The sequence below is a fragment of the Maricaulis sp. genome, assembly GCF_048268525.1.
Lineage (GTDB): Bacteria > Pseudomonadota > Alphaproteobacteria > Caulobacterales > Maricaulaceae > Maricaulis.
Window position 1 is genome coordinate 1 of sequence record NZ_JBLWVH010000005.1, and the last position, 19,398, is coordinate 19,398.

Consider the following 19,398-nt stretch of genomic DNA (forward strand, 5'->3'; position numbering starts at 1 on the left):
CGGAGGCGAGCAGGGGCCCCCCCCTGGAGTTGCGCGTTGCCACCCCGGACGAAAACCTGCGAAAGCAGGTTGCAGATCCGGGACCCAAAAACGCGAATGCTGCCGGCCCCGGGCGTACAGGTCCCGGATCTCCGCCCCGCTCCAGCGGGGCCCCCGTCCGGGATGACAACCGAGAGATAAGAATAATGGGGACACACACCGTTATCGGGCGTTGAAAAACCGCGACAGGCACCAAGGCGCCGCAAATCGTCTGCGCCACCGGCGACAATCCCACCATAACTCGCTCGCTCGAGACCGCCCTCTGCGACAGCCTGTCTCAGCCATTTTGACGCAGCGAAATGGCGCCGCGCCCGCCTAGTTTCTCCGTCATGGTCGGACGCATCCTCCCTGTTACGCGTCCGCCAGCTGATAGGAGAAACAACATGAAAAAACTCATTCTCTGCGCGGCGCTTGGCGCCATGGTGATGGCCCCGGCGGCCTTCGCCGAGGAGCATGTGATCGAAATGCGCAATATGGGTTCCGATCGCCAATCCATGGTGTTTGAGCCCGCTTATCTCGAAGTCGAGCCCGGCGACACCGTCACCTTTGTCAACGCCATGGGCGTTCACAACGCCCAGACAATTGACGGCATGTTGCCAGAAGGGGTTGAGGGCTTCGTCGGCGACATGAATAGCGACATCTCCTTTACCGCCTCCGAGGAAGGCCTGTACGGCATCAAGTGCATGCCGCACTACGGCATGGGCATGGTCGCCCTGATCAAGGTGGGCGATGGCGAAGCGCCAAATCTGGAAACGGCCGCCTCCGTGCGCCATCCGGGCCGGGCGCGCATCCGCATGGCCGATCTGCTGGAGCAGGCCGCGGCCGACCCGGACGTCGGCTCATAAACGCTTGCCGGCTTCACCCCCGGAGCGGTTTCAGGCCCGGCCGGGCGGTCTTTCAGGGCCGCCCGGTCCCGTCCTTTGACTTGGGGGCGGCGCTCAAAACAAACGCGAAGTCGGCCTTAGTCGCTGCGGGACTCAATGGTGCCCGGAACCACTGTTTCCCGGTGCGCATTCATCTGACAGCACAGCCAGTGTGAAACCTATTTCCTGTCCGCAATACCGGCCCGCCCCGCCCGTCGCTTCTTGCGTTGCCAGCGCTTGAGATAGGGCTCCACGAACAGCCATATTCCGGTGGCCCAGAGAACCAGCAGGATCACGCCGACGGGCAGGAAGACGAATGTCTTGATCCAGTCGGCGAAGAATGAGCCGTCATGGATCTGTTCGAACAGGTCGGAGCGGCGGTATTCCAGCGACAATACGTCCAGTGTGACCAGGTCGATCTGCGCTTCCCAGCGATTGGGGGCGATGAATTTGGCGATGCCGCGGTCCGAACGGATATCGATCCGGTCGAACTGGTCCCAGCTCGTGATCTCCAGCTCCTCAATGGCCACCGCGGCAGCATAAAGCTCTGCCAGGGACGTGTCGGGCACCTGCGCCGAGGCCAGCTCACTGCGTTGCGTGGCCGGCTGGATCCACTCGATGTCTTTCTTCAGCATCAAAAATATTCCGGCAACGATCATGATGCCGAGCGGGAGCATGACAATGGGCGAAGCCCAGTGGTGGATGTCGCGGATAAGCTTGCCGATTTTCATGCGTCGCATCCTTGCCATGCACGGGCGCCGGTCAAGTCATGATGCTGGCCGATCCGGCAAGCCGACGGTTCTTGTCGGGGCAGGCTTCTCTTTTGGCTTGAGGTTGTTAAGGTCGGCCCAATTCAATTCCCGGGGGAGAATTCATGCGTAGTCTCATCTGTGCCGTCCTGGTCCTGGCGCTGCCGCAAACCGCGTGCGCGCAACCAGAGGCCGAAACCGAAACGGGTCCGTTGACCTCCGGTAACTTCACTGGATTCGAGTTCCGCAGTATCGGGCCCGCCTTCATGTCGGGTCGCATCGCCGATATCGAAATCATGCCGGACGATCCGTCGACCTGGATTGTCGGCGTCGGTTCAGGCGGTGTCTGGCGCACGGACAATGCCGGCACGACCTGGTCGCCATTGTTCGATGATGAAGGCGTCTACTCCATCGGCACGGTCACGGTAGACCCGTCCAACCCCCACACCATCTGGGTCGGCACCGGAGAGAATCACGGCGGCCGGCATCTCGGCTATGGCAATGGCGTCTATCGCTCCCGCGATGGCGGCGACAGCTGGACCCATCTGGGGCTTGAATCTTCCGAGCACATTTCGGAGATCCTGATCCACCCGGAAGACCCCGATACAATCTGGGTCGCCTCGCAGGGGCCGCTTTGGTCGCCGGGCGGCGAGCGCGGCCTCTTCAAATCGACCGATGGCGGCGAGACCTGGACACTGGTGCTGTCGGCGGGCGAATGGACCGGCGTGACCGACATCGTCATGGACCCCCGCAATCCCGACCGTCTGGTCGCGGCGACCTGGCAGCGCCACCGGACGGTGGCCGCCTATATGGGCGCCGGTCCGGAGAGCGGGCTGCACGTGTCTGACGATGGCGGCGACACCTGGCGCGAAGTCACCGCCGGACTACCGAGCGGCAATATGGGCAAGATCGGCCTGGCCATCTCGCCGCAAAACCCTGACGTGCTCTATGCGGCGATCGAACAGGACCGCCGCACGGGCGGCATTTATCGCTCCAGCAATCGAGGCGAGAGCTGGACGCGGATGTCCGACACGGTCTCCGGCGGTACGGGCCCGCACTATTATCAGGAGCTCTATGCCCACCCGCATCATTTCGATCGCATCATCCTGCTCTCCAACACCACCCAGATCTCCGACGATGGCGGCGCGACCTTCCGCGGCCTGAACAATGAGACCAAGCATGTCGATGACCACGCCATCGGTTTCCACCCAACCAATCCGGACTATCTGCTCGTCGGTTCGGACGGCGGCCTCTATGAGAGCTGGGATGGCGATGCGACCTGGCGCTTCATCTCCAACCTGCCGATCACACAATTCTACGACATTGCCCTGGATGACGCCGAGCCGTTCTACAATGTCTATGGCGGCACCCAGGACAACAACTCGCAGATGGGACCGACGCGCACGGATAGTCGCCATGGCATCCGCAATTCCGATTGGGTCGTGACCCTGTTTGGTGATGGTCATGAACCCGATGTCGAGCCGGGCAATCCGGACATTGCCTATTCCAGCTGGCAGCAGGGCAATCTGGTCCGCTTTGATCGCACCACAGGCGAGCTGGTCTATGTTCGCGCCCAGCCCCAGCCGGGCGAGCCGGCCGAGCGCTTCAACTGGGATGCCCCGCTGGTGGTGTCCTCGCATCAGCCGACCCGGCTCTATCACGCCTCGCAACGCGTCTGGCGCTCGAATGATCGCGGCGACAGCTGGACACCCATTTCCGGTGACCTGACCCGTGACCAGGACCGCATGTTGCTGCCGATCATGGGACGGCAATGGTCCTGGGATGCCGGCTGGGATATCTATGCGATGTCCGTCTACAACACGATCAGCGCGCTGGCGGAATCTCCTGTCGACGAGAATGTGATCTATGCGGGCACCGATGATGGTCTGGTCCAGATCACCGTCGATGGCGGAGAAAACTGGACGGAAACCGAAGCTGGCGACCTGCCCGGCGTTCCCGACCTCGCCTATATCAATGATTTCGAGCCATCCCGCTTTGACGCCAACAGGGTCTATATGGCGCTCGACAATCACAAATACGGTGATTTCACGCCCTATCTCCTGCGCTCGGACAATCAGGGCCGCAGCTGGCGCATGATCACCGACGGCCTGCCGGACAATGGCCCGGTGTGGCGCATCGTCCAGGACCACGAGAATCCGGACCTGCTCTTCATCGGTACGGAATTCGGTGTCTATTTCACCCTCGATGGCGGCGACAACTGGACCCAGCTGACCGCCGGCATGCCGCCCATCCCCGCGCGCGATCTTCTGATCCATGAGCGCGAGGACGATCTCGTTGTCGGCACGTTCGGACGCTCCATCTACGTCCTCGACGATATTGCGCCCCTGCGCGACGTCACGGTCGACTCGCTAGAGAGCGACACGCGGCTTTTCCCGGTGCGCCGGGCCTGGTGGTACCAGGAGCAACACGAGCTTGGCTTTGGCTTCCGAGCGTCGCAGGGCGACGGCTATTTCCAGGCCGAGAACCCGGCCTTCGGCGCGCTCATCACCTATTATGTCAGTGAGGGCCTGCAGACGTCCGAGGAAGCGCGTCAGGAATCGGAATCCGCCTTGGTCGAAGCGGGAGACGACACACCTTTCCCCGGCTTCGACGTGATCGAATCGGAACGGCGTGAAGCGCCGCCGCGCTTCTGGCTGGTCATTCGCGACAGCGCTGGCGACGTGGTTCGCAGACTGCCCGGGCCGGTTTCCGCGGGCTTCCACCGGGTCACCTGGGATCTCACTTATCCGAGCGCCGACGCGGTGACCTCTCCGGACACGGAGGATTCCAACACATCGGGCTATCTCGTCGCGCCGGGCCGTTACTCCGTCGAACTGGTGCGCCAGAGCGGCGGTGAGACAGTCGTGGTGGGGGATGCCCAGACGATCGAGGTCGAACGTCTCACCGAGGGTGCCCTGCCTGGCTCTCCGGAGGATGAAGTCGTCGCATTCTGGGAACGCCTGGCCTCGATGCAGCGCCAGGTGTCAGCGGCTTCGGCGTCCATCGAGTTGACCCATGCCCGCATTGCGCGCCTGCAATCAGCGCTCTATCGCACGCGCACCGCGCCGGGTCCGCTCGACGAGCGATACGAGGCCCTGCGGCAGGAGTTGTTTGCCATTGAAGAAGCCCTGGGCGGCAATCAGACCATGAACGGGCGCCACGGCGCGGAACCGTCGACCGTCGAGTCCCGACTGTCCTTCGCGCAACTTGGAACCGGGAATTCGACCTACGGACCGTCGCCGGCTCATGACGCACAATTGCGGATGGCGGAAGAGGAAATGGCCGGCATTCGGGAACGCCTGGCCAATCTGACCGAAGAGGCGATCCCCGCTTTCGAGGCCGATCTCGCCGCGGCTGACGCGCCCTGGACGCCGGACACGCCGCTGCCACCCTGGTAAGGCCGAAAGGGCCAGTCGCTGCGAGACCCAGCGACTGGCCGTTCAGGTCGCCTTGTCGCCAGGTAGCATCAAGATCGACGGGTTTGGCAGGCGGTTTTCGCCTGCCAGCCGATCTTTTGCGCATTGCACCCTCGGACGAATGCTTCGTCCCCCATTGCCCGGAGCTTCGCCATGACATCCATCAATCCTGATGCCCCGATCCTGGTGACCGGCGGGACCGGTTATCTGGCCGGGGTGATCATCGCGCAATTGCTCGACGCGGGGCACACCGTGCACGCTACCGTCCGCGACCCGGACAGGCGGGACAGGCTAGCCTCGCTGGACGCGCTGGCGGCGTCCTCACCCGGCTCGATCCGCTATTTCCGCGCTGATCTGCGTGATCCCGAGGCCTTTGCCCCGGCGATGGCGGGATGCGAGCTGGTGATCCACACCGCCTCGCCCTTCATCGCCCATGTCGCCGATCCGCAGCGCGATCTGGTTGACCCGGCGGTTGAGGGGACACGCAATGTTCTGGCGGCTGCGAACGCCACCGAAAGCGTCAAACGCGTCGTCCTGACCTCCAGCTGCGCCGCCATTTACGGCGACAATGCCGACATCGCGTCCATGCCGGAGCGCAAGCTGACCGAAGCCGTGTGGAACACCAGCTCGTCGCTCGATCACCAGGCCTATTCCCTGTCGAAGACCCTCGCCGAGAAAGCCGCCTGGGAGATCGCCGGCGCCCAGTCCGGCTGGGATCTGGTGGCCATCAACCCGTCGCTCATCCTCGGCCCCGGCATTGATCCGATGACCTCCGGCGAGAGCTATGCCCTGATCACGCAGATCGGGGACGGAACCATGGCCTCGGGCATTCCTGATTTCCGCATTGGAGCGGTTGATGTCCGCGATGTCGCGGCGGCCCATATCAAGGCCGGCTTCACGCCGCAGGCAGAAGGCCGTCACATCCTGTCCGGCCACAATACGGGATTTGTCGAAATGAGTGCGGTCCTGCGCGACCATTTCGGGTCGGACTATAAATTCGGTAAATCCATCCTGCCGAAATTCCTGGTCTGGCTGGCCGGACCGATGATCAATCCGGCGCTGACCCGCAGGATGGTCAGCCGCAATGTCGGTATTCCCTTCATTGCTGACAATGCCAAGAGCCGCGCAGCGCTGGACGCGGACTATCGTCCGCTGGAAGCCACGCTGACCGAGCATTTCCAGCAATTGATCGATGCCGGACGGGTCACGCCAAAGCCGTGACCAACCCGCGTCACGTCGACACCACGGGACTGCTCAAGGCGCCAGGAATGTGCCGCTCACATCCGGCTTGCCCCAATACTGCAGTGTCTCATTGTCATGTACCGGGACCGGCCGGGAATAGCCGCCGCAATCTATCGTTCGCAAAATGTCATTGATGACAGCCAGCCTTGCGACACGTTTGTCATCCGCCTTCACCACCCGCCACGGCAGGGGCTGGCAGGTCTCCATCAACATGCGGTTTCTGGCCTGGGAGTAGTCATCCCATTTTTCGACGGCGACGGCATCGATCGGGCTGATCTTCCAGGTCTTGAGCGGGTTCTGGCGCCGGTCCTCGAGGCGGGCGACCTGCTCGTCCTTGGAGATGTCGAGATAGTATTTGAGCAGGATCAGCCCGTCATCGACCAGGATTTTCTCGAACGCGCCGACATCCGCGAGGAAGCTCTCATACTGGGCGTCAGAGCAGAAACCCATCACCTTCTCGACACCGGCCCGATTGTACCAGGAGCGGTTGAACAGGGCCGTCTCACCCTGGGCCGGAAGGTAGGACGTCCAGCGCTGGAAATACCAGGAACTGCGGTCGCGTTCACTGGGTTTGCCAAGCGCCACGACGCGCGTTTCACGCGGGCTTTGATGCTCCGAGATGCGCTTGATCACGCCATCCTTGCCGGAACTGTCGCGGCCCTCGAAAAGGACCAACAGGCGCAGGTCCCTGGCGATGATATGACGCTGCAGATCAACCAGGTTGATCTGGGCATCGAGCAATTGCTGGCGGTAGAGCCTCTTGTCCATCGTCTGGTGTCCTGTGATGCGCGCGCCCAGCTTGAGCCAACTGGACCACAAAAGGTAGCTCCGGCGGCACGCTTGCCAGTTCCGGTCCCGGCGATTGTGACGAGAAGCTGGCTCCGTCCCCCTGAGGCGCAGCGTCGCAGGCCGTTTCGTCGCATCGCCCGAACTCGACCATCGGCCTAGCGTGAAGGCGGAAACAAGGAGAGTTCCATGAACCACAAACACCGCAAGACCCTGCACAGCCTGTTCGCCCATCCGGAGCCGGCCAATCTGGCGCCGGCCGATGTCGAACATGTCCTCTCGGATCTGGGTGGAGAGCTGCACGAGCGCAGCGGCGCCAAATTCTCCGTCACCCTGAACGGGCATACGGCAGGCTTCCATCACGCCCAGCACAGCCTGCCCAAGGACGAAGTTCGCGCCGTCCGCAAATTTCTCGAAACGGCAGGCATTGATCCCGAGCGTGACTATCCGCTTTGACCGGCTGGGCAGTCAGGCCTGCGCCAGCAAAGCCTCGCTGACACTCCACAGGCGTTCGGCGGACTCGTCGCTGCAGGCATGGGCGTCGACGCCGCCATAGCGGGCCATCGGGCTGGCGGTGTCGGTCGGAGCGGCAATGTCCGCGTTCTCGCAATAGACACCCGGCTTGCCAGCCAGACCGGGAGCCGTCGCAGCCCAGAGCGTGGTCGAGCACCCCTGTTCGGGGGTCTTGAACCCTTTGCGCGCCAGTTCCGACGGCTCACCATCCTCGCCCAGCCATCCAAGCGCGATCATCTCCTCCTTGGGCAGGTGGCGTTGCAGCGGCGTGAAAATGCCCCCCGGGTGGACCGAAAAGGCAAGCCCGCCGCTGTCCCGCAAACGTCGCGCGAGCGCATTCGCGAAGAGGGCATTGGCGGTCTTGGCTTGGCCATATGCCTGCCACTTGTCATAGGGCGTGTTGCGATACTGGATATCATCCCAACGGATATCGGACAGTTTGTGGGCGGTGGACGACAGCGCCACGACGCGAGCCCCGCGACTCTTCCCGAGCAGGGGCATCAGCGCCTGGGTCAACGCGAAATGGCCCAGGTGATTGACCCCGAACTGCGACTCCCAGCCAGGTCCGACGCGAGCTTCCGGGCAGGCCATGATCCCCGCATTATTGATCAACAGGTCCAGCTGGCCGAGCCGGTCCGCGACGCTGTCGGTAAACCCGCGAACCGAGGCCAGGTCCGCCAGGTCCATCGGCGCCGACGAGACGTCGCCCTTGATGCCGTCCAGCGCTGGCGCGGCCTTCTCAGGTGATCGCACCGGGACAATCACCGAGGCACCCTTCGCGGCGAGGCTACGCACGGTTTCAAGACCGATCCCGCTATAGCCACCGGTCACAACCGCGGTCTTGCCGGCCAGATCGATGTCGGCGAGGACATCGTCCCCGGTGCTCTTGGCATCGAAACCGGAACCAGTCGGGATTTGATCGGAAACAGCCATGTCGGCCTCCTTGGAACGGGTCGAGTTGCGGCGAATGCAATCCGGATGGCGCCACGGTGTGGCCGTTTCAGCCACCTGACAAGTGGATCCCGGCCTCCTTTCGGGCATGTGCCGTCCAAAAGCCTGCTCGGGTCAGACCCTTTCCCGCTTGCCAAGATCGGTCGCACCGCCCTAGCCTGAAAAAACGAACAACGTTCACTTGATCGCAGGAAAGCTTGGACCCGATGCAACTCGTCAGCGATGTTATTCTGGAGGACCGGCCGCAGACCGAGCCCCGTTTCGGTGCGACCTATCCCGCCTTTGAAGACTTCAAGCTCTGGGACCCGGCGGCCTGGACATCAGGGCATCCGCACGACTTCTTCAAGAAGATGCGCGAACAGGCGCCGGTGATGTGGCAGAGCGCCGACAAGTCGAAAGCCGGCTACTGGTCCGTGACTCGCTATGACGACATCAAGACGGTGGAACTGGCACCCGAGATCTATTCCTCCGAGCGTGGCAGCATCAACATGTTCGTGATGCCGCGGAAGGAATGGAAGCCGAAAAAGCTGATCCCTGCCGCATTCAATTCGATCATCAATCTGGACCAGCCGCACCACATGCAGATGCGGATCCAGCAGAAGGACTTCTTCATCCCGCGCTTTGTGGCCGAACTGCAAGACCGTGTGGATGCGAAGATCGACAGCTTGCTGGACGAGATGGAGCGCCGCGGTCCGGTTGTCGATTTCGTCAAATTGTTCTCGCAGGAGCTGCCGCTTTTCACCCTGTGCGAAATGCTCGGTGTCGACGAGGCTGACCGGCCGAAGATCATTGAATGGATGCACTATCTGGAGCTGGCCAACCAGTATTTCGTCAATCCCTGGTCCCTGCTCTCTCGACGTCCCTGGTTCCCGATCAAATTCTATCATCACGTCAACGCGATGTTCGCCTATGGCGAGCGGGTCATGGCCGAGCGCCGGGCCAATCCCCGCCGCGACCTGATGACCGCGATCGCCAATACCGAAATGGCCGGCAAGCCGCTGCCCCAGGAATATCTGGACGGCTCCTGGTTGCTGATCATCTTCGCCGGCAATGACACCTCGCGAAACTCGCTGTCGGGAACCATCCGCCTGATGACCCAGTTCGAGGACCAGCGCGAGATGATCCTTGCCGATCCGTCCCTGATCCCGGCCATGACACAGGAGGCCCTGCGCATGATCTCGCCGGTGCAGCACATGCGCCGCACGGCGATGGCGGATACCGAGCTAAACGGGCAACGCATCGCCAAGGACGAGAAAGTCGTGATGTGGTACCCGGCCGCCAATCGGGACCCGTCCGTATTTCCCGACCCGGACCGGTTTGACCTGTCCCGGGACAATGGTGACAAGCATCTGGCCTTCGGTCATGGCGCCCACAAATGTCTCGGCAGCCGCATCGCCCAGATGCAATTGCAATCGGCGTTCCGGAAGATATTCGAACGCTTCCCGAAAATCGCCTGGACCGGCAAGCAGACTATTGCGCCGAACACGCTGGTCCACGCGATCTCCTCGCTGGAGATCAACCTGTATGGTCGCGACGGCGAACGCCCGCGGCCCGTGCCTGTAGGCCAGCCGCGATAACGAACCGGAGCGGACCGATATCGCTGGGCCTGACGGCCAGGATGGGTTTAGGTGACAGGCTGCTGCAGGAGGGTGGAATGCGAATTGTCTTGTTGGTCCTCGCGGGCCTTATGGTCGCGGCAGGCTTGGCCGCCTACGGCCCTGGCTCGCTTGACGCAATGCGAATGGACGTCCCTCCGGCCAATCCGCAACTGGACGCCCTCTTCGAGGCCAGTCAGCCGGTGAGCCGAACCGAAAGCCCGCACTTTCACGGTGCCGAGGATCTCGAGCCCGGTCCGGACGGTCGTCTGTATGCCTCGCTGGCCGATGGTCGCATCATGGCGCGCGACGCCGATGGCGCCTGGACGCAGATCGCTAACACGGAAGGCCGACCACTGGGTCTCAGCTTCGGACCGGATGGCAGCTTGTTTGTCGCCGATGCCCTGCGGGGCCTGCTGCATCTGACAGCGGACGGCTGGGAGGTCTGGATCGCCTCGGCGCAGGATGGCGGCGAGCTGGTTTTCGCCGATGACCTCACCGTGCTGGCCGATGGCCGTATCATCCTCACCGACGCCTCACTGCGCCACGGTTACGGCGCGCATCTGACCTCGTTTCTGGAAGGGGAGCAGACCGGTCGCATCCTGTTGGTCACCGGCCCGGGCGAAATGACCGAGCTGGTCGGCGGACTGGCCTTCATAAACGGGGTCGATCACGACCCGATGACCGGTCTCGTCTATATCAACGAGACCTGGACGGCGCGGATCTGGCAACTTGATCCCGACACCGGTGATATCGATATCCTGATGGAAGGCCTGCCCGGCTATCCCGACAATCTGGAGTTTGACAGCGACACCGGGCTTATCTGGGTCGCCATGCCCTCGCCCCGGGCCGCCGATCTTGAGGCCCTGCATAGCCGCCCTCTGGTCAAGCGACTGGCTTGGCGCTGGCTGCAGGTCGCAGGTCTTCCGCCCCTGCCCGAAACCCCGGCAATGGCGATTGCCGTCGATACAGACGGCCAACCAGTATTTGGGCTGACCGGCCCGTCGGACGGCGCCGAAGGCACCACCACCGCCCTGGTCTGGCGGGGCGAGCTATGGACCGCCGGCCTCGCCCGCGACGGCATCACCGTTTTCGAAGCTCCCGAAACCACCCGTGCGGGCGTCGGCAACTAGTCGACAATACCCCAAACGACAGTCGTGCCCGCACCACCCTTTTGGGTCTTCACCTCGCGCCGCATGCGCGGATCGAAACTGATATGATTGATATTGCGCGAGGCCTCGTAAATCAGTTGGTCAAAGGCCAGGGTCGACGCATCGAGCGCCCGGGCAACATCGACCGGTTCCATGCCCTTGACCGAGAAGTCGGCAGCATAGCCCAGGGCGTGCGCCGAATTGGAAACACCGCCGACCGCCTTGTTGACGACGGGATTGCGGTAGCCGGATGTGATGGTGATCGCCCGGTCGCCGAGTATGCGACGGACCTGCTCCATGCCGCAGGCAAGGCCATGCAGCGCGCGCAAATGAGTCTCATCGGGCGTGTTGGGATCGCCGAGCCTGTCGGCGGTGTCAGAACGCGTGAACTCAGCCAGCTTGAAATTACGGCTCAACATGTCGGTCTCCAGCCTGGTTGGATCATACCGTCAGTGTACCGCAATGCTCCGCGCGCAGAAGCTGTATTTTGCCGGTCGGCCCCGCCCCGTGCCCGCCCATGCCCGAATGCCGGGCATGCGACGACGTCTGCAATCCGCTCTCGTACGCGACCTCGCTGCGCATTAGCGTCGGGCGCAGTCGCCAGGAAGGACGCGTCACGATGAGCGAAGAGCAGACAGGGCTGGCACCTGTGCGTTTCCGGCACGCGATGCCCGACGGGCATTTGTCCGGCCTGGCCTGGCCTTCTCCTGGCAAGCCGAGGCTGGTCTTCATTCACGCCAATGGCTTTTGCGCCAGTGCCTACCGCGCGGTCCTGTCCCGGCTGGCCGCCGATTTCGACATCCTTGCACCCGACCTGCGCGGACACGGCACAACCGAATTGCCGACCGACCCCGACCGCCACCGGAGCTGGAACATCTACGCCCGCGATGTGTATGCTTGGCTGGAAACACTGGATCGTCCCGCCGATGCGCTCGCCGGCCATTCGATGGGCGCCATCGTGGCCCTGTTGAGCGCAGCGCGGCTGGATCGCCGGACGCCACTGGCGCTGGTCGAACCGGTCGTCATGCCGTCGCTGCTCTACTTGACCGCCCGCAGCCCGCTTCGTGGCCTCATGCGCGGCCGGATAAGGATCGCCAATGCTGCCCGCAAACGCTTCGACGGCTGGTCCGAACGCGGTGACGCCGCCTGGCGCTATGCCCGGCACAAGACCTTCCGCAACTGGGCCGACGGCGTGCTCGATGACTATCTGGAAGACGGTTTGGTAGCGGATGGCGGTGACGGCGTGCGCCTGGCCTGCAACCCAATGTGGGAAGCCGCGAATTACGAGGCCCAGGGCCATGATATCGGCACGGCATTGGGGCAGGTGTCGGCGCCCGTCCACGTCTTGAAGGCCGAACACGCCTCGACCATCATCAATCGCCGTGCCCTGACCAGCCGCGGCATCGGCATCGACCTGCTGGCCGGCGCCGGACATCTGGCACCGATGGAGGCTCCCGGGCCGGTTGCCGAGTGGATCGCGGGCCGATTGGCTACCGGGAGCGCCGATTGATGGCCCACGCAGAACACCCAGACACATACCCACCAGGGAGACCGGCATGACCCAGGATGTTCGATTTGCAGACCGCGTGTCAGTAACCGTCAAGGACCGAATCGCGCATGTCGAGCTGGACCGACCCGGCAAACTGAACGCGATCGATCCCGCCATGTTTGATGGCTTGCTGGAGGCCGCGGACCATGTCTCCGGATGCTCCAACATCCGCGCGGTGGTGCTGAGCGGACGCGGGCGGATGTTTTGCGCCGGGCTGGATTTTGGCAGCTTCGCCGCCATGGCTGGCGACACGGCGACGCTCGATCCGCTGGAAAAACGGACACATGGACTGGCCAACAAGCCGCAGCAAGCCTGCCTGCAATGGCGCGACCTGCCGGTACCGGTGATCGCGGCGATCCAGGGCGGAGCTCTCGGTGGTGGCCTGCAGATCGCGCTGGGTGCCGATATTCGCCTCGTGACCCCGGACGCCCGTCTATCGATCGCCGAAATCCGGTGGGGATTGGTGCCTGACATGGGCGGATGTGTCGTTTTGCCGGGCCTGATGCGCGACGACCAGATCCGGGAACTCACCTATAGCGGTCGCGATGTCACCGGGACGGAGGCAGTCAATCTCGGGCTGGCGACTCAGACGAGTGATGACCCGGTCGCCGAAGCGCTGGCCATGGCGGCCGGAATTGCCGCCAGAAGCCCGTCTGCCATCCGCGGCGCCAAACGCCTGCTCAATATCGCCGCAAGCGCCGACCCCGCGACGGTCCTGTTGACGGAATCCCGGGAGCAAGCGGCGCTTGTGGGCAAGGCCCACCAGATTGAAACCGTGATGGCCCACATGGAAAAGCGTGACCCTGTTTTCGATTGAGCCAAGGTTTTCGACTGAGCCAAGCCGCTCTCAGTCCTCGGCCCACTGCCTCAGCAGGTTGGCCTTGGTCTTCAAGATGAGGTCCAGCTCGGGGGTCTTGCCGTCACGCTCGAACAGGCGGGTCGATACCTGGTCGAGATCGAACAGGATTTCACGCTGGTCAGGCCGTCGGACCAAGCTGCGGACCCATCCCACCACGGCGATGCGTTCCCCGCGGGTCACCGGGGCGACCTGATGGATCGCCGATGTGGCGTAAACGACTGCATCGCCAGCGGCCAGCTTGATTTCGGTCGAGCCTTCCGGTCCGTCCATGACCAGTTCGCCACCCTCATAGCTGCCCGGGTCACTGAGAAAGAGGGTGAACGACAGATCGGCCCGACGACCGCCCATGAGGGCGTCGTCAATGTGCGGACCGTAGGCCATCCCTTCGCGATAGCGTGACACGAGGATACGAGACAGCGTTTTGGGTCGGGCGAAGCTGACGAAGCCGGAATGGCCCATCAAGGCCTTGCGGACTTCAGTGCGGACCGTGTCCACCCGAGCGCCCGTTTCGAGTTGTTCGTTGGACTTTACTTCGCGAGCCACACGCCCGGCAGTTGCCTCGCCGTCAACGAATGCGCCCTGGTCGATCAGATCGCGCAGGACCCCGACCTGGGCCGGTGAACAAACTTCTTGCAGATGGATGAGCATGAGAAACCCTGCGACTGATTGTCATGTGCTCGAAAAGCCGATACCCGTTTATGCCACCGAACCGGGCGAATGCCATCCGTGAAAGGACACACAATGGGTATCACGCGTCACACCCGCATCTGGACCTCCGCTGGTACCGCGGCCTTGCTGGGCGGCCTGGCGGGTTGCAGTGGGCCGTCGGAAGCCCCGACCGGACCGGAAACCCACCAGGAATCCGTGGTCAATCCGGCGGTGCCCGCCTTCAGCGAGGGCGAAGGTGAAGGCGAGAGCGCAGGATCCGGCGGCGAGTTCGGTATTGACCCGGCCGAAGCCGGTCGCGATCCGGTCGTGTTCCTGATCGCGCTGGAAGTCATGCGGGCCCACTATCTGGCGGGAATCGACGCGTTTGAGGCGGGTGACCGCACCGCTGGCGCAGAGATGTTCGCTCACCCGATTTCGGAGATCTACATAGATTTCGAACCGGTCCTCGAAGCCCGGGGCGCCCCACTCTTCGGCGACACCATGACCGACGCGTCCGTGGCCCCTTATAGCGGTGAAAGCGATGAGGTGATCGCGGCGCATGTCGCCGATGTGGTGGCCGCAATCGATACGGCATCCGCCTACGCGCCAGAAGGCGGCATGTCACCGGCGGGCGTCCATGCCCGGGTCTTGGTAGACTTGGTAGAGAGGGCGGCCCTGCAGTACGAAGTGCTGGCAACGAACCCGGACGCGCATGAACCCTATCTGGACGGATATGGCTTCAGCCGGGCAGCCCGTCGCTATGCCGGCAATCACCTGGAACGGGTCGCCCAGGTTGACCCTGATCTGGCGCTTCTGTTCGGACAGGCCGTCACCACCCTGGAGCGCGCTTTCCCGTCAGCGACACGTCCGCAACACCTGGACGGCGACAGCGCTGCAATGCTGGCACTGGCGGCTCAACTGCAACAGGGAAGCGATGCCCTGGACTGACCCTCCGTGACGGTCGACACAGACGCCGCCGCGAAGGTTTGACAACCTCGGATTTCGCACCGCGTCAAACAGGTGTGAGGCTGCCAGATCGTGGTGATTGCGGGGATGCGCCCCGGGGCTGTCGGCGCGTCGTCCCGCGCTGAATAAATTTAGGCAACGGGCAGATTCCGAATCGACCAACCTTTGGAACCTGACTGCCACACAGGTGATAGCGGGCTGCCGACAACAGACTAGGAGCGATGACGATGGGCTATTTCGACATCAACAACTTCATGCCGCACGGCATGTGCTTCCTGTGGCGCCCTGAACTGATAGGCATGCATGTCATCGCGGACCTCGCCATCGCCCTGGCCTATTTCTCGATTCCCGTCACCATCATGATCTTCCTGCGGCGCATCAACCGACCGCTGCCCTTCCGCTGGGCGTTCATCATGTTCGGGATCTTCATCCTGTTCTGCGGCATCAACCATATGATGAACATCATCGTTCTTTGGTATCCGCTCTACTATGTCGAAGCCGTACTCAAACTGTTCACCGCGGCCGCATCGGTCGCGACGGCAGTGTTGATGCTTCCGCTGGTACCGGTGCTTCTGGACCGTTTCAGCCGCCTGGCAGACTCGGAAGGACAATACTGAGCTTGCCCAGCCCATCCGCCCCGACACCTCCCGCTCCCGTTCCGTCGTCGGAGTATGAAACGCTGGCGGGATTGCTGCATGCCTACAGGTCGCCGGTTGCGATAATCCTGTTCGGCATCATGGTGTCCCTCATCCTGTTTTTCGCCACCCTCGTCGGGCAATCGCGTGACAAGGCCCGTGATTTTCGTGGCTATTCGCTCGCCCGGATCGCCGAGCTCGACGGAGCGATGGCCACTCTGGATGTCGAGCTGAATCAGCTCACCCGGGCGGTCAGCAATGGCCTGTCCCCGACAGAGGCGCTTGGCATATTCCGGTCCGCCGAGGGCAGCCGAGAAACCGCCGCCATCCGCGACATGGGAATTGTGCGGGACGGGCAGCTCATCGCCTCGCTCGATCCCGAGCTCGGCGCGCAGGCCGTGCCGGATATTGTCACCATGCTGGCCAGGCGACCGGATAACGTCACGACCACTGTCGTGCCTTTGCTGGACGACAATGGACGCAACACCCGTTTCGGCCTGGTTCGACCGCTTGAGGGGCACCCCGGCGCCTGGGCCTATGTCGTGTCTGAGTTCGACCTCATCCTTGCCCCCCCTATCGGTCCCGTCGACCCGCTTTGGGTGGTTGTGAGCGTCGCTGACCGAGCGCCATCATTCGCCCTCGCAAATGACCACGACCTCCGTCCCTCTTCGCCCGGCAACATCAGTATGCAGTCGGCGCTGGAGAGCGCACCCTTCACGGTTCGCTGGGTGGCCGCCGAACCCTTCTCGGCGATCAGGGCGACGCTCCTGCCCAGGCGAAGCTTCCTCATGCAGACCGGGCCACTTCCCTGGGTCGTCCTTGTGTCGGCATTGTTTGCCACCCTGACAATCGGCGCAATTTCGCTAAAAGACGCACGCCGTACTGATGAAGTTCGCCGCGAGGTCGCTCGCAAGACCGAAGCCCTCAGCCGGTCCAATGCCATCATCGCGGCAAAGAACGCCGAACTGGACCGGTTCGCGTCCCATGCCTCACACGACCTGCAGGCGCCGCTGCGAGCCATGAAGGGAATCTCGTCCTTGCTGGTGGAACGCAAGCTGGATCTGGATGACCGGTCCCGCGAAATGCTGGAGCGGATCAATCGGGGCGCGGACCGAGCCCAGCGACTGGTGCAGGACCTGCTGACCTACACCCGGGCGGACCGGCAGCAAGCCCATATCGAGCTCATCGATCCGGACAGGCTGATATCGGAAATCGAAGAATTGCTGGCTGCGGTGATCATCGAGTCAGAGGCAAAGCTGGAATGGTCGCTGAATACCCCCATTCACGCCGACCCCTTCCTGCTTGGACGTATCCTGCAAAACCTGATTTCCAACGCCATCAAGTATCGTCGTGAAGAATCCCCGCATGTCCGTATCGATGCCCGGCGCGTGGCGGACCGGGTCTGCCTGCGCGTGACTGACAATGGAATCGGTATCGAGGACAGACATTTCAAGCGGATATTCGAAGTGTTCGAGCGACTTCACGCTGGCGACACCTATGAGGGAACAGGCATTGGATTGGCCTTGTGCCAACGGGCCGCCAATCTGCATGGCGGCAGTATCAGCGTCACCTCGACACCGGGAGAAGGCTCGTGCTTCACAGTCCTGCTGCCGCTCGCGCCCGCCAGCCGGGTCGCCGCTGCACAGGATGATGCCGTACCGGATCAAGCCGTTTCCAACGACCGCTAGTGCCTGCAACGTTCTCATCACGCAGCAGCCGCCTGACCTGACAGCAGCCCGGATAGGCTGCTATAGGCCTGACCTTTGATCGACAACGGATCCACATGCCCCGCTTTCTGGTTGCCGCCCTTTACAAATTTGCCCCGCTAGCCGCCGACTCTGCCCTGCAGGCGGACCTCAAGGCGTGTTGCGACCAGTACAACGTGTTCGGTACCATTCTGCTGGCTCCGGAAGGGATCAACGGGACAATCGCCGGGCCGGCGCACGGCGTGCATGCGACGCTGGCGAAACTGCGCGCGCTTCCCGGTTTTGCCACGCTCGAGCACAAGGAAAGTCATGCCGACGACCAGCCCTTCCTGCGGATGAAGGTCCGGCTCAAGCGGGAGATCGTGACAATGGGCGTGACCGACATTGATCCGGTCGAGGATGTCGGCACCTATGTCGAACCGGAGGACTGGAACGACCTCATCACCGCACCGGATGTTGTCACGATCGACACCCGCAACGACTACGAAGTCCGCATCGGTCAGTTCGAAGGCGCGATCAACCCGCATACCGTGTCTTTCCGCGAGTTTCCGGACTGGTTCCGGCAATTCCGGGAGACCCGCCCCAATGCCCGCATCGCCATGTATTGCACCGGTGGCATCCGCTGCGAAAAGGCGACAGCCTTTGCCCGCATGGAAGGCGTCGATGACGTTTTCCACCTCAAGGGCGGGATCCTGAAATACCTCGAAAATGTCCCTGAGGCCGAGAGCCGGTGGCGCGGCGAGTGCTTCGTTTTTGACCGCCGGGTTGCCGTGAAGCACGGCCTGGAGCCAGGCTCACATACCTTGTGTCACGCCTGCCGCGAGCCGCTGGGTCCCGAAGACCTGCGATCGCCTGATCATGTGGTCGGTGTGTCCTGCCCTCATTGTGTCGAGATCCGCACGCCCGAACAGCGGGAGCGCTATGCCGAGCGGCACCGCCAGGAGGAGATGGCCCGGGCCCGGGGTGAATGGCATCTGGGCCAACCGGGAGCCGCGCGCGAGACCGACGGATGAGCGCGCCCCTGCCCATCCTGTACTCATTCCGGCGCTGTCCCTATGCCATGCGGGCCCGCCTCGCCCTGGATGCCAGCGGCATCGAGGTCGAGCACAGGGAGATCCTTCTCCGAGACAAGCCGCAAGCCATGCTGGACGTCTCACCGAAAGGCACTGTGCCGGTCCTGGTGCTCGATGACGGCCGCGTCATCGAGGAAAGCCTGGACGTCATGATGTGGGCGCTGGAGCAAAATGACCCCGGGCACTGGCTGGAGGGGCGCGAGATCTCGCTGGATCTCATCGCCGCCTGTGACGGCGAGTTCAAGCCTCATCTCGACCGGTACAAATACGCAACCCGGTACGAAGATGCCGACCCGCTGGAGCATCGCACCGCCGCCAGCGAATTCCTCACCCTGCTCGACAGGCGCCTCCAGCCTTGTCGCTCCCTGACCGGCGATACCGACCGCCTGGCGGATTTCGGCATTTTCCCGTTCGTCCGCCAGTTCGCCAATACCGACCGCGACTGGTTTGATGCGCAATCATGGGCCGCTCTGAAGTCCTGGCTCGACCGGCATCTCGGATCGGACCGCTTCGACAGGGTCATGGTCAAGCATCCGCTCTGGACGGGCGCCAGATGACAGGCACCGCGAATGGGCACTCCGGGTGATGCCGTAAGTCCACACTGCCGGGCCATTCATTGCTGCACCGCAGCACGTCCCTGTCACAGAAACGAAACAT

Annotated in this window: 18 protein-coding genes; 13 read left to right on the top strand and 5 right to left on the bottom strand. The window is 63.0% G+C overall.

All coding sequences use genetic code 11. From position 1 onward, the window contains the following. The first annotated feature begins 422 nt into the window (after positions 1–422). A complete protein-coding gene (locus ACN0X9_RS03915) occupies positions 423–884 on the top strand; it encodes a pseudoazurin (protein ID WP_417486328.1) in 462 nt (153 codons plus the stop codon). Between the two features lie 197 nt (positions 885–1,081). On the opposite strand, the gene ACN0X9_RS03920 is transcribed toward ACN0X9_RS03915, so the two are convergent. Further along, positions 1,082–1,633 carry a PepSY domain-containing protein gene (locus tag ACN0X9_RS03920; RefSeq protein ID WP_417486329.1) on the bottom strand — a complete coding sequence of 184 codons (552 nt, stop codon included), beginning with the start codon at positions 1,631–1,633 and terminating at the stop codon, positions 1,082–1,084. A gap of 143 nt (positions 1,634–1,776) precedes the next feature. Between ACN0X9_RS03920 and ACN0X9_RS03925 the strand changes: the two genes are divergently transcribed. Both ACN0X9_RS03925 and ACN0X9_RS03930 read left to right on the top strand, forming a co-directional pair. Next, positions 1,777–5,049: a VPS10 domain-containing protein gene (locus ACN0X9_RS03925; RefSeq protein WP_417486330.1), complete on the top strand. Its 3,273-nt coding sequence runs from the start codon at positions 1,777–1,779 to the stop codon at positions 5,047–5,049. Positions 5,050–5,220: 171 nt separating this feature from the next. Next, entirely contained in the window at positions 5,221–6,288 is a 1,068-nt protein-coding gene (locus tag ACN0X9_RS03930; protein ID WP_417486331.1) for an NAD-dependent epimerase/dehydratase family protein, read from the top strand. A 33-nt stretch (positions 6,289–6,321) separates the two neighbouring features. Here ACN0X9_RS03930 and ppk2 read toward each other — a convergent pair whose 3' ends face one another. Then, positions 6,322–7,077, bottom strand: a complete 756-nt coding sequence (gene ppk2, locus ACN0X9_RS03935; RefSeq protein WP_417486332.1) for a polyphosphate kinase 2 — start codon at positions 7,075–7,077, stop codon at positions 6,322–6,324. 207 nt (positions 7,078–7,284) lie between these two features. Between ppk2 and ACN0X9_RS03940 the strand changes: the two genes are divergently transcribed. After that, positions 7,285–7,551, top strand: a complete 267-nt coding sequence (locus ACN0X9_RS03940; RefSeq protein WP_417486333.1) for a hypothetical protein — start codon at positions 7,285–7,287, stop codon at positions 7,549–7,551. Positions 7,552–7,563: 12 nt separating this feature from the next. Here ACN0X9_RS03940 and ACN0X9_RS03945 read toward each other — a convergent pair whose 3' ends face one another. Continuing rightward, positions 7,564–8,541, bottom strand: a complete 978-nt coding sequence (locus tag ACN0X9_RS03945; protein ID WP_417486334.1) for an oxidoreductase — start codon at positions 8,539–8,541, stop codon at positions 7,564–7,566. Between the two features lie 224 nt (positions 8,542–8,765). Between ACN0X9_RS03945 and ACN0X9_RS03950 the strand changes: the two genes are divergently transcribed. Together ACN0X9_RS03950 and ACN0X9_RS03955 are read left to right on the top strand one after the other, a co-directional pair. Further along, positions 8,766–10,136: a cytochrome P450 gene (locus ACN0X9_RS03950; protein ID WP_417486335.1), complete on the top strand. Its 1,371-nt coding sequence runs from the start codon at positions 8,766–8,768 to the stop codon at positions 10,134–10,136. Positions 10,137–10,213: 77 nt separating this feature from the next. After that, positions 10,214–11,287 carry an SMP-30/gluconolactonase/LRE family protein gene (locus tag ACN0X9_RS03955; protein WP_417486336.1) on the top strand — a complete coding sequence of 358 codons (1,074 nt, stop codon included), beginning with the start codon at positions 10,214–10,216 and terminating at the stop codon, positions 11,285–11,287. On the opposite strand, the gene ACN0X9_RS03960 is transcribed toward ACN0X9_RS03955, so the two are convergent. After that, positions 11,284–11,724, bottom strand: coding sequence for a D-Ala-D-Ala carboxypeptidase family metallohydrolase (locus tag ACN0X9_RS03960; protein ID WP_417486337.1), 441 nt, complete (start codon positions 11,722–11,724; stop codon positions 11,284–11,286). The two genes, ACN0X9_RS03955 and ACN0X9_RS03960, sit on opposite strands and share 4 nt — an antisense overlap. Before the next feature lie 200 nt (positions 11,725–11,924). Here ACN0X9_RS03960 and ACN0X9_RS03965 point away from each other — a divergent pair, with 200 nt between their 5' ends. Together ACN0X9_RS03965 and ACN0X9_RS03970 are read left to right on the top strand one after the other, a co-directional pair. After that, the gene (locus tag ACN0X9_RS03965) at positions 11,925–12,815 is read left to right on the top strand and encodes an alpha/beta fold hydrolase (RefSeq protein WP_417486338.1); all 891 of its coding nucleotides are present in this window, start codon (positions 11,925–11,927) and stop codon (positions 12,813–12,815) included. Between the two features lie 46 nt (positions 12,816–12,861). Then, complete coding sequence (locus tag ACN0X9_RS03970; RefSeq protein ID WP_417486339.1) at positions 12,862–13,671, top strand: crotonase/enoyl-CoA hydratase family protein; 810 nt, start codon at positions 12,862–12,864, stop codon at positions 13,669–13,671. 30 nt (positions 13,672–13,701) lie between these two features. Here the strand turns inward: ACN0X9_RS03970 and ACN0X9_RS03975 are convergent, their stop codons facing one another. Beyond that, positions 13,702–14,361, bottom strand: a complete 660-nt coding sequence (locus tag ACN0X9_RS03975; protein ID WP_417486340.1) for a Fe2+-dependent dioxygenase — start codon at positions 14,359–14,361, stop codon at positions 13,702–13,704. Positions 14,362–14,454: 93 nt separating this feature from the next. Between ACN0X9_RS03975 and ACN0X9_RS03980 the strand changes: the two genes are divergently transcribed. From ACN0X9_RS03980 to ACN0X9_RS04000, 5 genes are all read left to right on the top strand, one after another. Then, a complete protein-coding gene (locus ACN0X9_RS03980; RefSeq protein WP_417486341.1) occupies positions 14,455–15,309 on the top strand; it encodes a hypothetical protein in 855 nt (284 codons plus the stop codon). Between the two features lie 239 nt (positions 15,310–15,548). Beyond that, positions 15,549–15,944, top strand: coding sequence for a hypothetical protein (locus ACN0X9_RS03985; RefSeq protein WP_417486342.1), 396 nt, complete (start codon positions 15,549–15,551; stop codon positions 15,942–15,944). 2 nt (positions 15,945–15,946) lie between these two features. Further along, complete coding sequence (locus tag ACN0X9_RS03990; protein ID WP_417486343.1) at positions 15,947–17,650, top strand: sensor histidine kinase; 1,704 nt, start codon at positions 15,947–15,949, stop codon at positions 17,648–17,650. A gap of 95 nt (positions 17,651–17,745) precedes the next feature. Continuing rightward, positions 17,746–18,681, top strand: coding sequence for a rhodanese-related sulfurtransferase (locus ACN0X9_RS03995; RefSeq protein ID WP_417486344.1), 936 nt, complete (start codon positions 17,746–17,748; stop codon positions 18,679–18,681). After that, positions 18,678–19,298 carry a glutathione S-transferase gene (locus tag ACN0X9_RS04000; RefSeq protein ID WP_417486345.1) on the top strand — a complete coding sequence of 207 codons (621 nt, stop codon included), beginning with the start codon at positions 18,678–18,680 and terminating at the stop codon, positions 19,296–19,298. The genes ACN0X9_RS03995 and ACN0X9_RS04000 overlap by 4 nt, the downstream gene beginning before the upstream one ends. Positions 19,299–19,398 lie beyond the last annotated feature (100 nt).